This is a genomic window from Pseudomonas sp. H3_A02 (assembly GCF_054671965.1).
In genome coordinates this window covers 2,494,123-2,511,500 of record NZ_CP162807.1, presented here as the reverse complement: position 1 = coordinate 2,511,500, position 17,378 = coordinate 2,494,123, and the positions used below count along the sequence as shown (strand labels likewise).

13 protein-coding genes and 1 pseudogene are annotated in these 17,378 nt (G+C 63.4%); 9 read left to right on the top strand and 5 right to left on the bottom strand.

All coding sequences use genetic code 11. From position 1 onward, the window contains the following. The first annotated feature begins 3 nt into the window (after window positions 1-3). The 4 genes from AB4N80_RS11050 (at window position 4) to AB4N80_RS11035 (ending at window position 3,848) form a co-directional block, all read left to right on the top strand. Window positions 4-669 carry an alginate O-acetyltransferase AlgF gene (locus AB4N80_RS11050; RefSeq protein WP_122566544.1) on the top strand — a complete coding sequence of 222 codons (666 nt, stop codon included), beginning with the start codon at window positions 4-6 and terminating at the stop codon, window positions 667-669. Window positions 670-886: 217 nt separating this feature from the next. Continuing rightward, on the top strand, window positions 887-2,338 hold the full coding sequence (locus tag AB4N80_RS11045) for a mannose-1-phosphate guanylyltransferase/mannose-6-phosphate isomerase (protein WP_122566545.1): 1,452 nt from the start codon (window positions 887-889) through the stop codon (window positions 2,336-2,338). Between the two features lie 182 nt (window positions 2,339-2,520). After that, entirely contained in the window at window positions 2,521-2,985 is a 465-nt protein-coding gene (locus AB4N80_RS11040; RefSeq protein WP_122566546.1) for a multidrug transporter, read from the top strand. A 38-nt stretch (window positions 2,986-3,023) separates the two neighbouring features. Continuing rightward, the gene (locus tag AB4N80_RS11035) at window positions 3,024-3,848 is read left to right on the top strand and encodes an SDR family oxidoreductase (RefSeq protein WP_305468355.1); all 825 of its coding nucleotides are present in this window, start codon (window positions 3,024-3,026) and stop codon (window positions 3,846-3,848) included. Window positions 3,849-4,174: 326 nt separating this feature from the next. Here AB4N80_RS11035 and AB4N80_RS11030 read toward each other — a convergent pair whose 3' ends face one another. The 4 genes and pseudogenes from AB4N80_RS11030 to AB4N80_RS11015 all read right to left on the bottom strand — a co-directional run. Further along, the gene (locus AB4N80_RS11030; RefSeq protein ID WP_460081973.1) at window positions 4,175-5,038 is read right to left on the bottom strand and encodes an efflux RND transporter periplasmic adaptor subunit; all 864 of its coding nucleotides are present in this window, start codon (window positions 5,036-5,038) and stop codon (window positions 4,175-4,177) included. Window positions 5,039-5,048: 10 nt separating this feature from the next. Beyond that, window positions 5,049-5,249: a DUF1656 domain-containing protein gene (locus tag AB4N80_RS11025; protein WP_003205331.1), complete on the bottom strand. Its 201-nt coding sequence runs from the start codon at window positions 5,247-5,249 to the stop codon at window positions 5,049-5,051. Then, window positions 5,239-7,443, bottom strand: coding sequence for an FUSC family protein (locus AB4N80_RS11020; protein ID WP_354336293.1), 2,205 nt, complete (start codon window positions 7,441-7,443; stop codon window positions 5,239-5,241). Before AB4N80_RS11020 ends, AB4N80_RS11025 begins: the two co-directional genes overlap by 11 nt. A gap of 158 nt (window positions 7,444-7,601) precedes the next feature. Then, window positions 7,602-9,053: pseudogene (locus AB4N80_RS11015) on the bottom strand (efflux transporter outer membrane subunit); the annotation flags it as partial. Window positions 9,054-9,377: 324 nt separating this feature from the next. Between AB4N80_RS11015 and AB4N80_RS11010 the strand changes: the two are divergent. Further along, a complete protein-coding gene (locus AB4N80_RS11010; RefSeq protein WP_060740766.1) occupies window positions 9,378-10,346 on the top strand; it encodes a LysR family transcriptional regulator in 969 nt (322 codons plus the stop codon). A gap of 27 nt (window positions 10,347-10,373) precedes the next feature. Here AB4N80_RS11010 and AB4N80_RS11005 read toward each other — a convergent pair whose 3' ends face one another. Further along, on the bottom strand, window positions 10,374-10,631 hold the full coding sequence (locus AB4N80_RS11005) for a hypothetical protein (RefSeq protein WP_122566549.1): 258 nt from the start codon (window positions 10,629-10,631) through the stop codon (window positions 10,374-10,376). A gap of 341 nt (window positions 10,632-10,972) precedes the next feature. Between AB4N80_RS11005 and AB4N80_RS11000 the strand changes: the two genes are divergently transcribed. Genes AB4N80_RS11000 through AB4N80_RS10985 form a run of 4 tightly spaced genes read left to right on the top strand, consistent with a single transcriptional unit; the run spans window position 10,973 to window position 17,290 of the window. After that, a complete protein-coding gene (locus AB4N80_RS11000) occupies window positions 10,973-12,130 on the top strand; it encodes an efflux RND transporter periplasmic adaptor subunit (RefSeq protein WP_122566550.1) in 1,158 nt (385 codons plus the stop codon). Continuing rightward, window positions 12,127-15,243, top strand: a complete 3,117-nt coding sequence (locus AB4N80_RS10995; protein WP_305491058.1) for a multidrug efflux RND transporter permease subunit — start codon at window positions 12,127-12,129, stop codon at window positions 15,241-15,243. Before AB4N80_RS11000 ends, AB4N80_RS10995 begins: the two co-directional genes overlap by 4 nt. 9 nt (window positions 15,244-15,252) lie before the next feature. Next, on the top strand, window positions 15,253-15,936 hold the full coding sequence (locus tag AB4N80_RS10990; protein WP_025215389.1) for a heavy metal response regulator transcription factor: 684 nt from the start codon (window positions 15,253-15,255) through the stop codon (window positions 15,934-15,936). Next, on the top strand, window positions 15,923-17,290 hold the full coding sequence (locus AB4N80_RS10985) for a heavy metal sensor histidine kinase (RefSeq protein ID WP_122566552.1): 1,368 nt from the start codon (window positions 15,923-15,925) through the stop codon (window positions 17,288-17,290). The genes AB4N80_RS10990 and AB4N80_RS10985 overlap by 14 nt, the downstream gene beginning before the upstream one ends. The last annotated feature ends 88 nt before the right edge of the window (window positions 17,291-17,378 follow it).

The window sequence follows — 17,378 nt, the reverse complement described above, 5'->3', positions numbered from 1 at the left end:
ACCATGACTTTCAACACTACTCCTCGCCGTCTCGCTGCTCGCTCCTTCAAGGCCGTTGCCCTCGTCGCCAGCATGAGCGCCCTTTCCCTGTCCGCCTTTGCCGGTGACTCGGCCCTGTACGGCCCGGTCGCGCCAAAAGGCTCGAGCTTCGTGCGGGTCTATAACGCCGCCAACGCCGAAGTCAGCGCCACCGTCGGCAGCACCAACATCAGCGACGTAGCCCCCCTGGCCAGCAGCGACTTCAGCTTCATGCCCGGTGGCGACTACAGCGCCAAGGTCGGCAGCCAGACCGTGCCGGTGAAACTGGCCTCCGATCACTATTACACCCTGGTCAACAACGCCGCCGGCCAGCCTCAACTGATCGAAGAACCGCCGTTCAAGAACAAGCAGAAGTCCCTGGTCCGCGTCCAGAACCTCAGCGACAAGGCACTGACCCTCAAGACCGCCGACGGCAAGACCGAAGTGGTGCCTAACGTGGCCGCCAAGGGCCGTGGCGAACGTGAGATCAACCCGGTGAAAGTGTCCCTGGCCCTGTTCGAAGGCGACAAGAAAGTCGGCGACCTCAAGCCCGTGGCCCTGGAGCGCGGCGAAGCGGCCGTGCTGTACGTCACCGGTTCTGGCAGCAGCCTGTCGCCAGTGTGGGTGAAACGCCCTGTGTCGACCCGCTGATGAATTCACCTGATTGACGCTGTACCCCTGTGGGAGCGGGCTTGCTCGCGAATACGGTCTCACATTCAACATTGATGTTGGCTGAAGCACCACTTTCGCGAGCAAGCCCGCTCCCACCCTGAATCGGGGTGTCATTCGGGTACGGAACAACAACAAGAGAGTGAAACGACAGAACGCAGTAGCTCTAACAACCATTTCGCTTCAAGGAGTAACAAACATGATTCCGGTGATCTTGTCAGGTGGTAGTGGCTCACGTCTTTGGCCGCTTTCGCGCAAGCAATTCCCTAAACAGTTCCTGGCCCTGACCGGTGAACACACCCTGTTCCAGCAGACCCTCGAGCGCCTGGTGTTCGAAGGCATGGACACGCCGATCGTGGTCTGCAACAAAGACCACCGCTTCATCGTCAACGAGCAGTTGACCAACCGTAAGCTCGAAGCCCAGCGCATCCTGATGGAACCGTTCGGGCGCAACACCGCGCCGGCCGTGGCGCTGACCGCGATGATGCTGGTCAACGAAGGCCGCGACGAGCTGATGCTGGTGCTGCCGGCCGACCACGTGCTGGAAGACCAGAAAGCCCTGCAACGCGCCCTGGCCCTGGCCACCGTGGCCGCCGAGCGTGGCGAGATGGTGCTGTTCGGCGTACCGGCCACCAAACCGGAAACCGGCTATGGCTACATCAAGTCGACCAACGATGCATTGCTGCCCGAAGGCGTGAGCCGCGTCTCGCACTTCGTCGAAAAACCCGACGTCAAGCGTGCCACCGAGTTCGTCGAGGCCGGCGGCTACTTCTGGAACAGCGGCATGTTCCTGTTCCGCGCCAGCCGTTTCCTCGAAGAGCTGAAAAAGCACGATCCGGACATCTACGACACCTGCCTGCTGACCCTGGAGCGCAGTGAGCAGACGGCCGACACCATTACCTTCGACGAAGCCACCTTCGCCTGCTGCCCGGACAACTCCATCGACTACGCGGTGATGGAAAAGACCCAGCGCGCCTGTGTGGTCCCACTGTCGGCCGGTTGGAGCGATGTCGGCTGCTGGTCGTCGCTGTGGGAAGTCAATGCCAAGGACGCCAACGGCAACGTCACCAAGGGCGACGTAGTCGTCCAGGACAGCCGCAACTGCATGATCCACGGCAACGGCAAGCTGGTGTCGGTGATCGGCCTGGACAACATCGTGGTGGTCGAAACCAAGGACGCCATGATGATCGCCCACAAGGACAAGGTCCAAGGCGTCAAGCAGATGGTCAACACCCTCAACGCACAGGGCCGCACCGAGACCCAGAACCACTGCGAGGTCTATCGTCCGTGGGGTTCCTATGACTCGGTGGACATGGGCGGTCGTTTCCAGGTCAAGCACATCTCGGTCAAGCCAGGCGCGTGCCTGTCGCTGCAGATGCACCACCACCGCGCCGAACACTGGATCGTGGTCAGTGGCACTGCCGAAGTGACCTGCGACGAAAACGTGTTCCTGCTCTGCGAAAACCAGTCGACCTACATCCCGATCGCGTCGGTCCACCGTCTGCGCAACCCGGGCAAGATCCCGCTGGAAATCATCGAAGTGCAGTCCGGCAGCTACCTGGGCGAAGATGACATCGAGCGTTTCGAAGACATCTACGGTCGCTCCACCCCGATCGAACGCGGCGTCTCGGTGAAAACCATCGCCCAATGATGATCGGCTACGATCAGTAAGGATCAGCCGTACAAGAAGCCCCCATCCAACCCACTGCGTCCCCTATCCGCAGTGGGTTGGGTGGGGGCTTTTTTTTCAAGTGGACGCTGGGCAGGCATCATTGCTTCAACATTGCCCGCTGCCTTCGGTAGGATGTGCCTACGGTAACGGAGGTTTCCACCATGCTTATCGGCGTCTTGCTGGTCATCACCTGGCTCATCCTGCTGTTGCGCTACCCGGCCAAGGCCTTGCCGGTCTCCCTGGCTGCGTTCATCGGGCTGGGACTGGTCGCCGCGTGGGTGCTCTGGCAGGAAAACCGCGAGACCCGGCAGTTGGAGCGCCTGGAATTGCGCATCAGCTATGCCCCCGGACAATGCCCCGCCGACCGGCCGCTGTCGCTGACCATAAAAAACACCAATGACGTGCCGCTGATCGAACTGCAGTGGCGGGTCGCGGCCTATGCGCCCGGCGATACCATCAACCTGGCCGACACCCCCTACGACGCACCGCGCTACCGTGGTCCCGGCGAATTGCAGGCCGGCGCCGACTGGCAAGACTGCCTGCCGCTGCCGCCCCTGCGCCCGGGTTATCGCCCGCAGACCCTGGAGTTTCGCGCCGAGCGATTGCACGGGAGTTTTTCCAACTGATTGCCCTCCCCCCAATTTTTTTACCCAAGGAACGCGTCATGCCTGTTGCGTTGATTACCGGATGTTCCAGCGGCATTGGCCGCGCCCTCGCCGACGCCTTCAAGGCTGCGGGTTATCAGGTCTGGGCCACGGCGCGCAAGGCTGAGGACGTGGCGACACTCGGCGCGGCCGGGTTCACCGCCGTGCAACTGGACGTCAACGATGGCCAGGCCCTGGAACAACTGGGTGAGCGGATCAACCAGCAGCACGGCGGCCTGGATGTGCTAGTCAACAATGCCGGCTACGGCGCCATGGGCCCGCTGCTGGACGGCGGCGTGCCGGCCATGCAGCGGCAGTTCGAAACCAACGTGTTCGCCATCGTCGGTGTCACCCGGGCGCTGTTCCCGGTGTTGCGTCGGGCCAGGGGATTGGTGGTGAACATCGGCAGCGTGTCCGGGGTGCTGGTCACGCCATTTGCCGGCGCTTATTGCGCCTCGAAGGCCGCGGTGCATGCCCTGAGCGATGCCTTGCGCATGGAACTGGCGCCGTTCGGCATCCGCGTGATGGAGGTCCAGCCCGGCGCGATTGCCTCCAGCTTCGCCAAGAATGCCGGCCATGAAGCCGAGCAATTGATCAGCGAGCAATCGCCCTGGTGGCCCCTGCGCGATGGTATCCGCGCCCGGGCCAAGGCCTCCCAGGACAACCCGACCCCCACCCACGAATTCGCCGCCGCGCTGCTCAAGGCGGTTCAACAACCCAAGCCACCCCGCCTGCTGCGCCTGGGCAATGGCAGCCGGTCACTGCCCTTGATGGCCGGCTGGCTGCCCAAAGGGTTGCTGGAGAAGGGGTTGATGAAGCGGTTTGGCTTGGGGAAATCGCTGTAGTCGTCGCGAATTTGGCTTTGTGCTGTTGTGGAGTGGCTGAACTTCAATTCCTGTGGGAGCGAGCTTGCTCGCGATGACGGCGCGTCAGCCACCCTCGATTCGGCTGAACCACCGCTATCGCGAGCAAGCTCGCTCCCACGGGGACTTGGGGTGAACACAGCATTCATGCCCAGCGAAGATCCAGTGTGGGAGCGGGCTCGCTCGCGAAGGCGCCGGCACAGCCAACCTCAGTGCAAGCTGAACCACCGCTTTCGCGAGCAAGCCCGCTCCCACAGGGGATTTGTGGTGTGCATCAAATCTCCATCCCCCATCAGTAGCCAGTGATCTCAGCGTTGGTCGTGGGGTTCTAGCACCACTGTACAGGTCATCCCCGCCGCCAGCAGCACACCCTCCGGCACTTCATCGAGATGAATCCGCACCGGCACCCGCTGGGCCAGGCGAACCCAGTTGAAGGTCGGGTTCACGTCGGCGATCAGTTCGCGGCTTTCGGGGTTGTCGCGGTCGTAGATGCCTCGGGAAATGCTTTCCACATGGCCCTTGAGCGTCTCACCGCTCATCAACTGCAACTGCGCCGAATCACCGACCCGCACCTTGGGCAGTTTGGTCTCTTCGAAGAAGCCATAGACCCAGAACGAATTCATATCCACCACCGCCATCTTCGCCTCGCCGATGCGCGCATAGTCGCCACGATGCACATTGAGGTTGGTGACGTAGCCATCCACCGCCGCGCGAACCTCGGTGCGCGACAGGTTCAGCTCGGCGGCTTCCAGTTGTGCCTGGGCCTGCTGGTAGTCGGCCAGGGCCGAGTCGGCGATGTTGCTGGCGTCGTCGCGGTTCTCCCGGGAGATCACCAGGCTGGCCAGGTCGGCGCGGCGATGGGCGTTGACCTTGCGCATTTCCCAAGTGGCCTTGCGCGACGCCACCAGGGAGCGAGCCTGTTTGACCGCGATGCGGTAATGCTCAGGATCGATGCGCATCAGCAGGTCGCCTTTTTTCACCGATTGGTTGTCGCGCACCGGCACCTCGACCACCTCGCCGCTGACATCGGCGGCCACATTGATGATGTCGGCCCGCACCCGGCCATCGCGGGTCCACGGCGTGTTCATGTAGTGGACCCACAGCGTACGGCCGATCCACAACGCCAGGGCCAGTACCAACAGCGTCGCCAGCAGGCTGAAAAACTTTTTCATCGCATCGATCTCAACGGTAGACCGTCAGCGCCAGCGCGCCGAACAGACAGGTAAACAGACTCAGGCGCAACAACGCCGGGTGCCAGAAGAAGCGGTACAGGTCCAACCCCGACAGGAAGCGGTCCAAGGCCCAGGCCAGGCCGGCGGCGATGAAAAACATCAGGGTCATGGTGGGCATGTACACGCCATGGAAGGCGATCTCACGGGGCATGTTCAGGTTCCTGGGAAAGCGGTGTGGCATGGGGCATGGCATAGCCGGCCAAGGGCGATTGCGGGTCCAGTAGCGAGGTGCGGATGAAATGCAGGTAGCTTTTCACCCGACGCAGGGCCGAGGTGTCGAAATGCGGGGCGAAGGGTTCGTCGGTGGCCTGCACGCGGCCGATGGCGTGGTCCACCGCCACCAGCGCACGCTCAAGATTGCTCGGGCTCGGTTGGCGGAACAGCCGCACCAGCGCCCGCCCCATCACCCGAATCGCCTGGCGCCATGACTGGCTTTCGGCATACGCAGGATGCACCGGCAAGATTGCCTGTTCCTTGCGCAATTCGATAATCGCGTGACCGACTTCCAGCACCACGAACATCCAGCGCAGCAAGTCCCGTTGCACCCGCGGCTGCCCCGCCGCCAACCCGTAGGCCTGATGCAGCAAGTCGCGGGTACGGCTTTCGAAACCCGAGGCCAAGCCCTTGAGCTTGCCACTGATGGCGAACACCACTTGCTCGCGCAGGTCCTGTTCCAGCCGGCGCCACAACCAGCGGCTGTTGGGCGGCAGGATGATCGCCCCGGCCGCGGCGCACACCAGCATGCCGAGGATCATCGCGATGTAGTCGTTGATGAAGGCGTAGGGGTTGTAGAGCGTCAGGTTGTCCGGCACCGAGCCGGTGCAGAAAAAGATCAGCAGCCCCAGCCCAACCCCGGCGTATTGGGGTCGCGAGCTGAGGAATGAACCCAGCATGATCACCGGCGCGAGCATCACACACAGCAGCGCGAAACCGTCGATCAACGGGAAAATGAAGAACATCTCGACGAAGCCGATCAACGCCCCGAACAACGTGCCGCAGGCCATCTGGAAGGCCATGCGCTTAGGGTTCGGCGTCGCGGCCGACAAGCCCACGGTGGCGGCGGCGATCATCGTCATGGTCGCGCCGCTCGGCCAGGCCGTGGCGACCCAGTAGCTGCCCAGCACCAACAGGATGAAGGCGGCGCGAACCCCCGATGCCGTGGCGGCCAGCCAGTTGGTCTGTGGTACGAACGGTTCATCCCAGCGCTCGCGTTCGTGGCGATGCTCGGCCAGGGAAGCGTGGGTCTGGGCGTAGCCGTGCAGGTCTTCGACGAAGCGATAAAGCAACTCGTAGGCGGTATGGAAATCCAACTGCTGTCCGTCAGTGGGCGCCGTTTCCTGGAACGACGCCCGCAGCCGGCGCACCTGGGCTGGCAAGTCGGCTTTGTACTCGGCCAGCACCGCCGCCAGACGGGCCGCATCGGCGTCGGTCAGGGCGCGGCCACTGAACCCGTCGAGCAGTTCGGCCAGGGTTTGCAAACCAGGCTTGATGGCGTTGACCACATGATCCGCCGCGCTGCCGCGCAAGCGCTCGAGCAACTGGTGCAAGGCGTTGAAACGGGTGGTGATGCCCATGAACTCGCTGTTCAAGCGACTGAGCCGGCCGTTGCGCCGACGCATGTGTGGGTCTTCGAACACGGTCACGCTGCGCAGGCTTTCCAGGCCCACCGCCTCGGCAATGAAACCCACGTTGCGCGCTTCGAAGGCCTCCCGCTGGCTGCGCCCACGCAGGCCATCGGTGACGAACAGGGCAAATACCCCAAAGCGCTGGTACAAGGCGTTTCGCATGGCGGCACTGGCGGTTTGCGGCAGGATCGCGGCGCTGATCAGGGTGGCGCAGAGAATCCCCAGGGAAATCTCCAGCACCCGCCAGACCGCCGCCATGAATGCGCCTTCCGGATGGGCCAGGGCCGGCAGGCCGATCATCGCCGCGGTGTAGCCGGCCAGCACGAAACCATAAGCGCGGAAGTTGCGATAACGCGCCGCCCCCGCCGAACAGAGACCAACCCAGATCGCCAGGCAAGCGAGAAACGGCTCGGTGTTCTGGGCAAACAAGGCGATCAACGCCACCATCACCGCCGAGCCGGCCAAGGTGCCGAGCAAACGATAGAAACTCTTGGCGAACACCTGCCCGCTCTGGGGCTGCATGACGATGAACACGGTGATCATGGCCGTGCGCGGCTGTGGCAATTCCAAGCGCATCGCCAGCCACAAGGTCAGGAACGCGGCGAACAGCACCTTGAAGATGTAGACCCAGGTCACCCCGTCGCTGCGGGCCCAGTCGAAGAAACCTCGGCGCCATTCGAGGCGATGGAGCCAGCGTGCGGAGGCGAACAAAGACATCACAATAGAACGACTCAGCATCGTGGCGAGGGAGCTTGCTGTGGGAGCAAGGCTTGCCCGCGACGAGGGCAATGTGGTCTTCCAGAAATCGAGTCGCCCCGGTCGCGAGCAAGCTTTGCTCCCACAGCAAGCTCCCCTCGCCACGGGGCATAGCTCACGTCAGGGGTATCGCTCCCAGCCTCCAACCCACCACCCAACGCCGTCACCAGGTCAGCATGGGCACTCAGCCGGGCGGCTTGCACCTGCTGCTGCACCTGTTGCTGCTTGAACAGCAGGCTTTGGGCATTGAGCACGTTGAGGTAGTCGGTGAGCCCACGCTGGAACGCCACCATCGCGATGTCGTAGGTACGCTGGGCGGCGGCCACCGATTCGGCGGCGAAGGCCTGCTGTTTGTCCATGGACTGGCGACGGATCAACTGGTCGGAAATACCCTTGAGGGCATTCACCAGTGTCTGGTTGTAGTGCGCCACGGCGATGTCATACCCGGCGGCCGCCTCGCCCAACTGCGCACGCAGGCGCCCGCCGTCGAAGATCGGCAACGTGATCGCCGGCCCGACGTTGTAGGTGAGCTTCTTGCCGGTCAGAAACTCCAGCGTCCCGCCACCGGTGGCCATGTAGCCGAGGCTCCCCACCAGATCGACGTTGGGATAAAAACCGGCCCGGGCCACATCGATGCCCCGGGCCTGGGCCGCCACTTGCCAACGCCCGGCCACCACATCCGGACGCTGGCCAAGCAGCTCGGCAGGCAAGGCCGACGGCAACTTCAAGGACGCGCCGAGGGCCAGGGTGGGTCGTTGCAACTGCGCGCCCGCTCCTGGTCCCTTGCCGGCCAGGGCCGCCAACTGATTGCGGCTCAAGGCGATGGCTTCGTCCAGGACGTCGAGTTGGCGATGGGTTTCGGGCAGTGGCGCCTGGGCCTGGCTGACTTCGAAATGAGTGCCGATGCCACCGTCCAGGCGCTTTTGCGCCAGGTCGAGAATCTGCGTTTGTTGGCGCAGGGTCGCGGCGACGATATCGCGCTGGGCGTAGTGCAGCGAAAACTGAATGTAGGCGCGCACGATGTTGTTCTGCAGTTCTAGCTGCGCCTGTCGCGCTTCAGCGACGCTGACGTGGGCCAGGTCAACCGCCCGTTCACTGGCATTGCGCTCACGGCCCCACAGGTCCAGGGCATAACTCAAACCCAGGGAAGCATTGTTGTCCCAAGTCGTGGTGTCGGCCAGCTCGCCCGGCCCGTAGAACTGATCGGAGGGCCAGTTATGGCGCTTGAGTGACGCCTGACCATTGATCTGCAACGACTCGGCGGCCTCGGCGATGCCGGCCATGGCCTTGGCCTGGCGCACCCGGGCAGCGGCCATGGTCAGGCTCGGGCTGTCGTGCACGGCCAGGTCGATCCAGCGATCCAGTTGCCGATCGCCATAGGCTTGCCACCACTGGCGGGTGGGCCAGTGGGCGTCGCGGGCGGCCTCGCGGATGGCCGCATCGGTAGCCAATTGGTTGTCCGGTAATACCTGGCTTTGCGGCCCAATCCCTCCTGTGCCGATGCAACCACTGATGGTTAATGTCAGAACCCAAACACTGAGAGTCTTCAGCTCTCTGCTGATGCAACGCGGCACTTGCGCAAAATTCCTGAGAGGGGGGCATGACGACGAGGATGGCTGCCTGTTAACGCAAACCTGTGGGAGCGAGCTTGCTCGCGATGGCGTCCGGACACTCACCTCAAATGTTGAATGTGACGGCCTCATCGCGAGCAAGCTCGCTCCCACAAGTGTCCGCCAAGGCCCGCTCCTGCTTTGGCGGCAATACTAGGCATCGCCCCCGACCGCGATAAGCCGACCTTTCTGCGAATCTTTGTTACCGTTAACGCGATAATCCATTAGTCGGGTCCCGCATCTCTGTAACTTCATGTCACAATTTGCCACCTCCCAAGAGAGCCCTCCATGGACACCTTGCAAAACATGCGCGCGTTCAGCTGTGTGGCCGAAGCCGGCAGTTTCACCGCCGCCGCCGTACAACTGGATACCACCACAGCCAATGTCTCGCGTGCGGTTTCCAACCTGGAAGCCCATCTGCAAACCCGCCTGCTCAATCGCACCACCCGCCGTATTGCCCTGACCGAGGCGGGTAAACGCTACTTGCTGCGTTGCGAGCAGATCCTGGCTTACGTCGAAGAAGCGGAAGCCGAGGCCAGCGACGCCCATGCGCGCCCGGCCGGGCAGTTGAAGGTCCACACCATGACCGGCATCGGCCAGCATTTCGTGATCGACGCCATCGCCCGCTACCGCAAGACGCATCCGGATGTAACCTTCGACCTGACCCTGGCCAACCGGGTGCCGGACATCCTGGACGAGGGCTACGACGTCTCCATCGTGCTCGCCAGCGAGCTGCCGGATTCGGGCTTCGTCTCCCAGCGTCTGGGGATCACCTACAGCATCGTCTGTGCGTCGCCCGCCTACGTGAAAGCCAGCGGCTGCCCGCAAAAACCCAGCGACCTGCTCAACCACGCCTGCCTGCGCCTGGTCAGCCCGGTCATCCCGCTGGAAAAATGGGTGTTCGACGGCCCGGAAGGCCAAGAGATGGTCACCATCAACAGCTCACCGTTCCTGGTGAACTCCGCCGATGCGATGAAAACCGCGATCACCAGCGGCATGGGCGTGGGGGTATTGCCGGTGTACGCCGCCATCGAAGGCTTGCGCAACGGCACGCTGGTGCGGGTCATGCCCAACTACCGCTCCCAGGAACTGAACCTCTACGCCATCTATCCATCGCGCCAATACCTGGATGCGAAGATCAAGACCTGGGTCGAATACCTGCGCGGCTCGTTGCCGGAAATCCTCGCGGCGCACCAGGCTGAACTGACGGCTTACGAATTGAGTGGCAGCCTGGCAGGCGCACGGGTCACGAGCTGAAGTCGTCCCCGTGCTTGAAGAATGAATTCAGCGCTTGCCCATGGAACGCCGCGTGCCGGGAGGCGCCGCGCCCGGGGTCTTGGTATGGCCATTCTTCGCGCCATTCTTGTACCACGGCTGTTGCCCGGCGCCCTTGGCCGCAGCCAGTTCACCGGGTTTGAACGGGAATTTGAAAGCAGGGATCGCCGCCTTGACGTCCTCACTGCTGGAAACATCGCTGTCCGTTTGGCCAGACGATTCGCCTTGCGAACGTTCGTCCGCAGGCGATGGTATTGAGGAAGTCATTTGAATTATTCACCTGAGTAGGACAACAACCCGTGGCGAGGGAGCTTGCTCCCGCTGGGCTGCGAAGCAGCCCATCCCTGTGAGCGCTTCGCACTCAAGCGGGAGCAAGCTCCCTCGCCACAATTCAGTATGTCGGGCTCCGTAGGCGAGCCGCGAAAGGCGGCAGTATACCTGCCCGATATCACCGCGCGCTGGCCGTTTCATCCGGCATCTGCATTCATCCGACAGCAAACCGGGACAAAACTGACAAGCCTGTCAGTTAGCCGTCACCTTCCTGACCGGCTCGCAACGCTATATAAGAAAGCTCCAACTCCTGCGTCCCGAACCGGCCCTTCATATCCATGCGCATCCAGAAGAAAACTGTCCTGCTTGTCGTGCTGTTGATCGCCCTGGCGGCCCTCGCCCTCTGGTTTGTGCTCAAGCCCGTCACCGCCAAGCCCGGCGCTCCCGCCGCCGTTCCGGTACGGGCCATCAGCGTGATGCAAAAGGATGTACCGCGCTTCGCCAGCGGCATCGGCACGGTGCTCTCGCTGCACAGCGTGGTGATCCGGCCGCAGATCGACGGCATCCTTACCCGCCTGCTGGTCAAGGAAGGGCAACTGGTGAAGAAGGGTGACCTGTTGGCGACCATCGACGACCGCTCGATCCGCGCCAGCCTCGACCAGGCCCGGGCCCAGCTTGGCGAGAGCCAGGCGCAACTGGCGGTGGCCCAGGTCAATCTCAAGCGCTACAAATTGCTGAGCGTCGATGACGGCGTTTCGAAGCAGACCTACGACCAGCAACAGGCGCTGGTCAACCAGCTCAAGGCGACCGCCCAGGGCAACCAGGCGGCCATCGACTCGGCCCAGGTGCAACTGTCCTACACCCAGATCCGTTCCCCAGTGAGCGGTCGCGTCGGCATTCGCAACGTGGACGAAGGCAACTTCCTGCGTACCAGCGACGCCGAAGGCCTGTTCACGGTGACCCAGATTGATCCGATCGCCGTGGAGTTCTCCCTACCCCAGCAAATGCTACCCACCTTGCAACGGTTGATCGCCGCCCCCGAGCAAGCCTTGGTCAAGGCCTATATCGGCGCCGATGGCGCCCCCGGGGAGCTGCTCGGCGAGGGGCGCCTGAGCCTCATCGACAACCAGATCAACGCCAACACCGGCACCCTGCGGGCCAAGGCCGAATTCAACAACGCCGCGCAACGGTTGTGGCCGGGGCAACTGGTGACGCTGAAGATCCAGACCGCCGTCGACAAGGACGCCCTGGTGGTACCGCCCACCGTGGTCCAGCGCGGCCTGGAGCAACACTTCGTGTACCGGATCAAGGACGACAAGGTCGAGAGCGTGCCGGTGGTGATGGTTTACCAGGACAGCGACCTGCACATCATCAAGGGAGTGAACGCCGGCGATCAGTTGGTGAGCGACGGCCAGTCACGGCTCAAGCCGGGCAGCCATATCCAGGTGCTCAGTGATCCGCCCGCCCTGGCCAAGACCGCGGAGCCCCAGCCATGAAGGGCCGCGGCTCGGTTTCGGCATGGTGCATCGACCACCCCATCGCCACGGTACTGCTGACGTTTGCCCTGGTACTGCTGGGAGTGATCGCGTTTCCCCGCCTGCCCGTCGCGCCGTTGCCGGAGGCGGAATTCCCGACCATCCAGGTCAACGCCCAGTTGCCCGGGGCCAGCCCCGAAACCATGGCGTCGTCGGTGGCGACGCCGCTGGAAGTGCAATTCAGTGCCATTCCCGGCATCACCCAGATGACCTCCAGCAGCGCCCTGGGCTCGACCAACCTGATCCTGCAATTCAGCCTCGATAAAAGCATCGACACCGCCGCCCAGGAAGTGCAGGCGGCGATCAACACCGCCGCCGGCAAACTGCCCAACGACATGCCGAACCTGCCCACCTGGCGCAAGGTCAACCCCGCCGACAGCCCGGTGCTGATCCTCAGCATCAGCTCCAGCCTGATGCCCAGCACCGAACTGAGCGACTACGTCGAAACCCTGCTCTCCCGTCAGATCAGCCAGATCGATGGCGTAGGGCAAATCTACATCACCGGCCAGCAACGTCCGGCGATCCGGGTCCAGGCCTCGGCCGACCGGCTCGCTGCCATCGGCCTGACCCTGGCGGACATTCGCCTGACGCTCCAACAGGCCAGCCTGAACCTGGCCAAGGGCGCCTTGTACGGTGAGTCGAGCATTTCCACCCTGTCCACCAACGACCAGTTGTTCAAACCCGCAGAGTACGGCGAGCTGATCGTGTCCTATAAGGACGGGGCACCGGTTCATCTCAAGGACATCGCCAAGGTGGTCAACGGCTCGGAAAACGCCTACGTCCAGGCCTGGTCCGACAACGAGCCCGGGGTCAACCTGGTGATCTTCCGGCAACCGGGGGCCAATATCGTCGAGACCGTCGACCGCATCCAGGCGGCCCTGCCCACCCTGCAAGCCATGTTGCCCGCCGCGGTGCAGGTCAAGGTGTTGATCGACCGCACCCAGACCATCCGCGCCTCGCTGCACGAAGTGGAAATCACCTTGCTGATCGCGGTGCTGTTGGTGGTGGCGGTGATGGCGCTGTTCCTGCGCCAGCTCTCGGCGACCCTGATCGTCTCGGCGGTGCTGGGGGTGTCGCTGACCGCCAGTTTCGCCCTGATGTACGTGATGGGGTTCAGCCTGAACAACCTGACCCTGGTGGCCATCGTCATCTCGGTGGGGTTCGTGGTGGACGATGCGATTGTGGTGGTGGAGAACATCCACCGGCACCTGGAGGCCGGCGACGGCATGCGCGAGGCGGCGATCAAGGGGGCCGGCGAAATCGGCTTTACCGTCGTTTCCATCAGCTTCTCGCTGATCGCCGCGTTCATTCCGCTGCTGTTCATGGGCGGCGTGGTCGGGCGCCTGTTCAAGGAGTTTGCCCTGACCGCCACGTCGACCATCCTGATCTCGGTGGTGGTGTCCCTCACGTTGGCACCGACCCTGGCCGCGCTGTTCATGCGCGCCCCGGTGCACCCTGCCCACGGCGCGCCAGGGTTCGGCGAACGCCTGCTGGGTGGGTATGAACGCGGTCTGCGTCGGGCCCTGGCCCATCAAAAGCTGATGATCGGCGTGTTCGGCCTGACCCTGGCACTGGCGGTGGTGGGCTATGTGTTCATTCCCAAGGGCTTCTTCCCGGTACAGGACACCGGCCTGGTGCTGGGCACCAGCGAAGCCGCCGCCGATGTGTCGTTCCCGGACATGGTGGCCAAGCACAAGGCCCTGGCCGACATCGTCGCTGCCGACCCTGCGGTGCAGACCTTCTCCCATTCCGTCGGTGTCTCGGGCAACAACCAGACCATCGCCAACGGCCGCTTCTGGATCGCCCTCAAGCCTCGGGGCGAGCGGGATGTCTCGGCCAGCGGGTTCATCGACCGAATCCGCCCCAAGCTGCTGAAAATCCCTGGCGTGGTGCTGTACCTCAGGGCTGGGCAGGACATCAACCTCAGCTCCGGCCCCAGCCGCGCCCAGTATCAATACGTGCTCAAGAGCAACGACGGGCCGAGCCTCAACGCCTGGACACAAAAACTCACCGACAAGCTGCGCGGCAACCCGGCATTCCGTGACATCTCCAACGACCTGCAACTGGGTGGCAGCATCACCCACATCAACATCGACCGCAGCGCGGCGGCGCGCTTCGGCCTCACCGCCACCGATGTCGACCAGGCCCTGTACGATGCCTTCGGCCAGCGGCAGATCAATGAGTTCCAGACCGAGACCAACCAGTACAACGTGATCCTGGAACTCGACACCGCGCAACGGGGCAAAGCCGAGAGCCTGGCATATTTTTACCTGCGTTCGCCCCTGAGTGGGGAAATGGTGCCGCTCTCGGCCCTGGCCCGCTTCGATGCGCCCAGCAACGGCCCGCTGTCGATTGCCCACGACGGCATGTTCCCGGCCGCCAACCTGTCGTTCAACCTCGCGCCCGGCGTGGCCCTGGGGGACGCGGTGCGCCTGCTCGACCAGGCGAAGAACGAAATCGGCATGCCGGCCGCCATCACCGGTAATTTCCAGGGCGCGGCCCAGGCCTTTCAAAGCTCGCTGGCGAGCCAGCCGTGGCTGATCCTCGCCGCGCTGGTGGCCGTGTACATCATCCTCGGCGTGCTCTACGAGAGTTTCGTGCACCCGTTGACGATCATCTCCACCCTGCCCTCGGCCGGCCTCGGCGCGCTGATCATGCTCTGGCTGCTGGGTCAGGATTTTTCGATCATGGCGCTGATCGGGCTGGTGCTGCTGATCGGGATCGTCAAGAAGAACGGCATCCTGATGATCGACTTCGCCCTCGATGCCCAGCGCAACCAAGGGCTGGCCCCCCAGGAGGCGATTTTCCAGGCGTGCCTGACACGTTTCCGTCCGATCATGATGACCACCCTGGCGGCGCTGCTCGGTGCCCTGCCGCTGATGCTCGGCTATGGCCCCGGCGCGGAACTGCGCCAGCCCCTGGGCATCGCGGTGGTGGGCGGCCTGTTGGTGAGCCAGGCGCTGACGCTGTTCACCACACCGGTCATATACTTGTGGCTCGAGCGAGTGTTCCATCGACCCGCCCATCAGCCAGGATCGGCGCCAACGACGGCGCTGGCGAGCACAGACCACTGAGGCGGGGCCATGCGCGTTCTGATCATCGAAGACGAAGAAAAAACCGCGGACTACCTGCACCGCGGCTTGACCGAACAAGGCTACACCGTGGACGTGGCGCCGGACGGCATCGAGGGGCTGCACCTGGCCCTGGAAACCGACTATGCGGTGATCGTGCTCGACGTGATGCTGCCGGGCCTGGACGGCTTCGGCGTGCTCCGCGCCCTGCGCGCCCGCAAGCAGACCCCGGTGATCATGCTCACCGCCCGGGAACGGGTCGAGGACCGCATCAAGGGCTTGCGCGACGGCGCCGATGACTACCTGGGCAAGCCCTTCTCCTTCCTCGAACTGGTGGCCCGCCTGCAAGCCCTGACTCGTCGCAGCGGCGGCCATGAACCGGTGCAGGTGAGCATCGCTGACCTGTGGATCGACCTGATCAGCCGCAAAGCCACCCGCGCCGGCCAGCGCCTGGACCTGACCGCCAAGGAGTTCTCCCTGCTCAGCGTCCTGGCCCGCCGCCAGGGTGAAATCCTCTCGAAAACCGCCATTGCCGAAATGGTCTGGGACATCAACTTCGACAGTGACGCCAACGTGGTGGAAGTGGCGATCAAACGCTTGCGGGCCAAGCTCGACGGGCCATTCGAACAGAAGTTGCTGCACACCATTCGTGGCATGGGATATGTGCTGGAGAGTCGCAGTGATGACCTTCCCTGACAGCATCGCCTTGCGCCTGAGCGGCATGTTCACACTGGTGGCGGCGCTGGTGTTCCTGTTGATCGGGGGCGCTTTGTACCAACAGGTCGCCAAGGGCCTGGGCCTGTTGCCCGAAGCCGAGCTCGATGCCCGCTACAGTGTCCTGGAGTCCACCGTCGGCCGCTACGGCACGCCTGAACACTGGGTGAAGATCAACAACAAGCTGCGTCTGCTCGGCGAGGAAGACAAGCGCATCCATTTCTGGATCGTCAGCGACGACCCGCGCTTTGAATATGGCAATCCCGATGCACAGATCCGCGCTTTTGCCCAAGGCCCGCTGGGTAAACGCGACCTGACGTTGCCCCATCGGCACTACCCGATGAAGGTGCTGGTGAGCCAGTTCCCGGCCAAGGACCAACGCCCGCCACTACGCTTCATGATCGGCATCGACACCGAGACCTTCTACCAGACCCAGCATCGCCTGTTGGTGGCGCTGGTGAGCCTGGCGATTGTCGGCGTGTTTCTGGCTTCGTTGCTGGGCTACTGGGTCGCGCGCATCGGTCTCAAGCCGCTGATCAAGCTGTCCGATGAAGCCCGGCGCCTGGCCCCGCCCCGCCTGTCCGGGCGCTTGCAACTGTCGCCCTTGCCGCCGGAGCTGAGCCAGTTCGTCAGTTCCTTCAACGCCACCCTGGACCGGGTCGAACAGGCTTACTCGCGGCTGGAGTCGTTCAACGCCGACGTCGCCCATGAATTACGCTCGCCCCTGACCAACCTGATCGGCCAGACCCAGGTGGCGCTGACCCGTGGACGCTCGGCCGAACACTACTTCGAGGTGTTGCAATCGAATCTCGAGGAGTTGGAGCGGCTGCGCTCGATCATCAACGACATGCTGTTCCTGGCCAGCGCCGACCAGGGCAGCAAGGCCACCAAGTTGACCAGCACCTCCCTGGCCGGCGAAGTGGCGACCACCCTCGATTACCTGGACTTCATCCTGGAAGATGCCCAGGTCCAGGTCCGAGTCTGCGGCGACGCCCAGGCCAACATCGAGATCGCCCACCTGCGGCGGGCACTGATCAACCTGTTGAGCAATGCCGTACAACACACCGCGCCCGGGCAAGTCATCGACGTGCGCATCGAAACCCTTGGCGAGCAGATCAGCCTCGCCGTCACCAACCCCGGCGAACCGATTGCCGGCGAGCACCTGCCACGCCTGTTCGAACGCTTCTATCGCGTCGATGCCTCGCGCAGCAACAGTGGCGCCAACCACGGACTGGGGCTGGCCATCGTCAAGGCCATCGCACTGATGCATGGTGGCGATGTGTTTGTACACAGCGACCAGGGCGCCAACACGTTCGGGATCCGCTTGCCCGCCTGACGCCCCTCCCCCTAAGTTTGTACGAGTCATCAGGTCTTTCCTGGCCAATGAATGCTGGGCGAAAGGCAGCTGTAGCAAAATCGGAAGA

Excerpts from the sequence above, each read along its gene's own strand:
- AB4N80_RS11040 (WP_122566546.1), top strand. The coding sequence starts at position 2,521 with ATGCTTATCGGCGTCTTGCTGGTCATCACCTGGCTCATCCTGCTGTTG.
- AB4N80_RS10985 (WP_122566552.1), top strand. The coding sequence starts at position 15,923 with ATGACCTTCCCTGACAGCATCGCCTTGCGCCTGAGCGGCATGTTCACA.
- AB4N80_RS10990 (WP_025215389.1), top strand. The coding sequence starts at position 15,253 with ATGCGCGTTCTGATCATCGAAGACGAAGAAAAAACCGCGGACTACCTG.
- AB4N80_RS10995 (WP_305491058.1), top strand. The coding sequence starts at position 12,127 with ATGAAGGGCCGCGGCTCGGTTTCGGCATGGTGCATCGACCACCCCATC.
- AB4N80_RS11035 (WP_305468355.1), top strand. The coding sequence starts at position 3,024 with ATGCCTGTTGCGTTGATTACCGGATGTTCCAGCGGCATTGGCCGCGCC.
- AB4N80_RS11045 (WP_122566545.1), top strand. The coding sequence starts at position 887 with ATGATTCCGGTGATCTTGTCAGGTGGTAGTGGCTCACGTCTTTGGCCG.
- AB4N80_RS11010 (WP_060740766.1), top strand. The coding sequence starts at position 9,378 with ATGGACACCTTGCAAAACATGCGCGCGTTCAGCTGTGTGGCCGAAGCC.
- AB4N80_RS11000 (WP_122566550.1), top strand. The coding sequence starts at position 10,973 with ATGCGCATCCAGAAGAAAACTGTCCTGCTTGTCGTGCTGTTGATCGCC.
- AB4N80_RS11030 (WP_460081973.1), bottom strand. The coding sequence starts at position 5,038 with ATGAAAAAGTTTTTCAGCCTGCTGGCGACGCTGTTGGTACTGGCCCTG.
- AB4N80_RS11005 (WP_122566549.1), bottom strand. The coding sequence starts at position 10,631 with ATGACTTCCTCAATACCATCGCCTGCGGACGAACGTTCGCAAGGCGAA.
- AB4N80_RS11050 (WP_122566544.1), top strand. The coding sequence starts at position 4 with ATGACTTTCAACACTACTCCTCGCCGTCTCGCTGCTCGCTCCTTCAAG.
- AB4N80_RS11025 (WP_003205331.1), bottom strand. The coding sequence starts at position 5,249 with ATGCCCCGTGAGATCGCCTTCCATGGCGTGTACATGCCCACCATGACC.